Source organism: Arthrobacter sp. Soil761, from assembly GCF_001428325.1.
Taxonomy (GTDB): domain Bacteria; phylum Actinomycetota; class Actinomycetes; order Actinomycetales; family Micrococcaceae; genus Arthrobacter.
Map to the genome: position 1 here is coordinate 1 of NZ_LMSF01000027.1, position 1,870 is coordinate 1,870.

2 protein-coding genes and 1 pseudogene are annotated in these 1,870 nt (G+C 66.5%); all 3 read right to left on the minus strand.

What is annotated here, in order from left to right; all coding sequences use genetic code 11:
• On the minus strand, window positions 1-171 hold a 171-nt coding region (locus ASG79_RS23110), incomplete at its 3' end, for a serine dehydratase beta chain (RefSeq protein WP_321165695.1).
• A gap of 143 nt (window positions 172-314) precedes the next feature.
• Window positions 315-1,463 carry a glycine cleavage system aminomethyltransferase GcvT gene (gene gcvT / locus ASG79_RS14475; protein ID WP_056392130.1) on the minus strand — a complete coding sequence of 383 codons (1,149 nt, stop codon included), beginning with the start codon at window positions 1,461-1,463 and terminating at the stop codon, window positions 315-317.
• Window positions 1,464-1,474: 11 nt separating this feature from the next.
• A pseudogene (locus ASG79_RS14480) lies at window positions 1,475-1,870 on the minus strand (glycine dehydrogenase (aminomethyl-transferring)); the annotation flags it as partial.

The following is a 1,870-nucleotide window of genomic DNA, read 5'->3' on the forward strand; positions in this document are numbered from 1 at the left end:
CGTCGCCGCCAACGACCCATACAAATCAACCCGCAACCCCGCCACATCACCCAGGACACCCAGGCCCTTGAGCTCCTCAGCGAACACCGCAGCAGCCCTCATCGGCCCCACAGTATGCGAAGACGAAGGCCCAATCCCGATCGAAAACAGGTCAAAGACACCAACAGCCATAACGGGGTATTTCCTAACTAAATCTGGTTCGGTTGCCGCTCAACCCACTTCCTGTACGTCCTGTCAGCCTCGACACACCGGTCCATGCGCACCAGGGGCCGGCAGAGCCGGACCCGAAGCCCGGCCACGGTGCGGTACAGGGCTTACTTTTGGCGTTTGTAGAACGGGAGGTCGACGACTTCGAATGGCTCCGCCTTGCCACGGAGGTCCACGTCGAGGGCGGTGCCGGGTGCCGAGTATTCGACGTCGACGTAGGCCATGGCGATGGGGTAGCCAAGGGTGGGCGACGGCTGGCCGGAGGTGACTTCGCCAACCGTGGCGCCGTCCTTGAGGACGGGGTAGTGCGCGCGTCCGGCGCGGCGGCCCTGGCCTTTGAGCCCCACGAGGCGGCGGCCGGAGGCGCTGCCGGCTCCGGCTTCCTTTTTGGCGGCCAGGGCGGCCTTGCCGACGAAGTCGCCTTCCTTGGAGAGCGCGACGACGGGGCCGAGGCCGGCGGCGAACGGGTCGCCCTGCAGCGACAGTTCGTTGCCGTACAGGGGCATTCCCGCTTCGAGGCGCAGGGAGTCACGGGAGGCGAGGCCTGCCGGGGTCAGTTCCCTGTCGTCGGCGACGGCGATCAGTGACTGCCACAGCGCGGGGGCATCGTCGTTGCCCACGAAGATTTCGAACCCGTCCTCACCCGTGTACCCGGTGCGGGCAAGCAGGAGTTCCTTTCCGGCGCCGCCTACCAGGAGCGGCACGCTGACAGCGGCGTAGTACTTCAGCTCGGTGACCAGTGCGTGCTGCGCGGCCGGGACCAGGCGCAGCAGGAGTTCCTGGGCCTTGGGGCCCTGGACGGCGATCAGCGACGTGCGGGCTGAGGCATCCTCCACTACAACATCGAACCCGGCGGCCCGTTCCTGCAGGGCAGCGGCCACCACGGTGGCATTGCCCGCGTTGGGGACCACCAGGAAGACGTCGGTGCCGTCCTGCGCGGCAGGGCGTCGGTAGGTGATGAGGTCGTCGATGATGCCGCCGTCCTCGTTGCAGATCAGCGAGTACTTGGCCTTGCCCACGGCCATGGCGGAGATCTTTCCCACCAGGGCGTAGTCCAGGAAGGCTGCGGCATCCGGGCCGGTCACCCAGACCTCGCCCATGTGGGAAAGGTCGAACAGGCCGGCAGCCTTGCGGACGGCGTGGTGTTCAGCAAGCTCCGAGCTGTACTTCAGCGGCATCTGCCACCCGCCGAAGTCCGTGAAGGAAGCTCCAAGCTTCTTGTGCTCGTCGTAAAGCGCGGTGTATTTCTCGGTCATGGCGCCGGTCCTTAGTTTTCGAAGTCTTCCAGCGGCGGGCAGGAGCAGATCAGGTTCCGGTCCCCGGCGGCGCCGTCGATCCTGCCCACGGGCGGGAAGTACTTGTCCTGCTTGTGGTGGGCAGGGAAGGCCGCCTGCTCGCGGGGGTAGGCGCGGTCCCAGTCAGAGCTGACGACGGCGGCCGCCGTGTGGGGTGCGCGGCGCAGGGGTGAATCCGCTACAGCAAAGTCGCCGTTGGCCACCTGGTCGATTTCCTTGCGGATGCTGATCATGGCCTCGATGAAGCGGTCGATCTCGGCCAGGTCCTCTGACTCGGTGGGCTCCACCATCAGCGTGCCCGCGACAGGGAACGAAAGGGTGGGGGCGTGGAAACCGAAGTCGATCAGCCGCTTGGCCACGTCCTCGGC

Bases quoted from the DNA above. Each gene is read 5' to 3' on its own strand.
- gcvT (WP_056392130.1), bottom strand. From the start codon at position 1,463: ATGACCGAGAAATACACCGCGCTTTACGACGAGCACAAGAAGCTTGGA.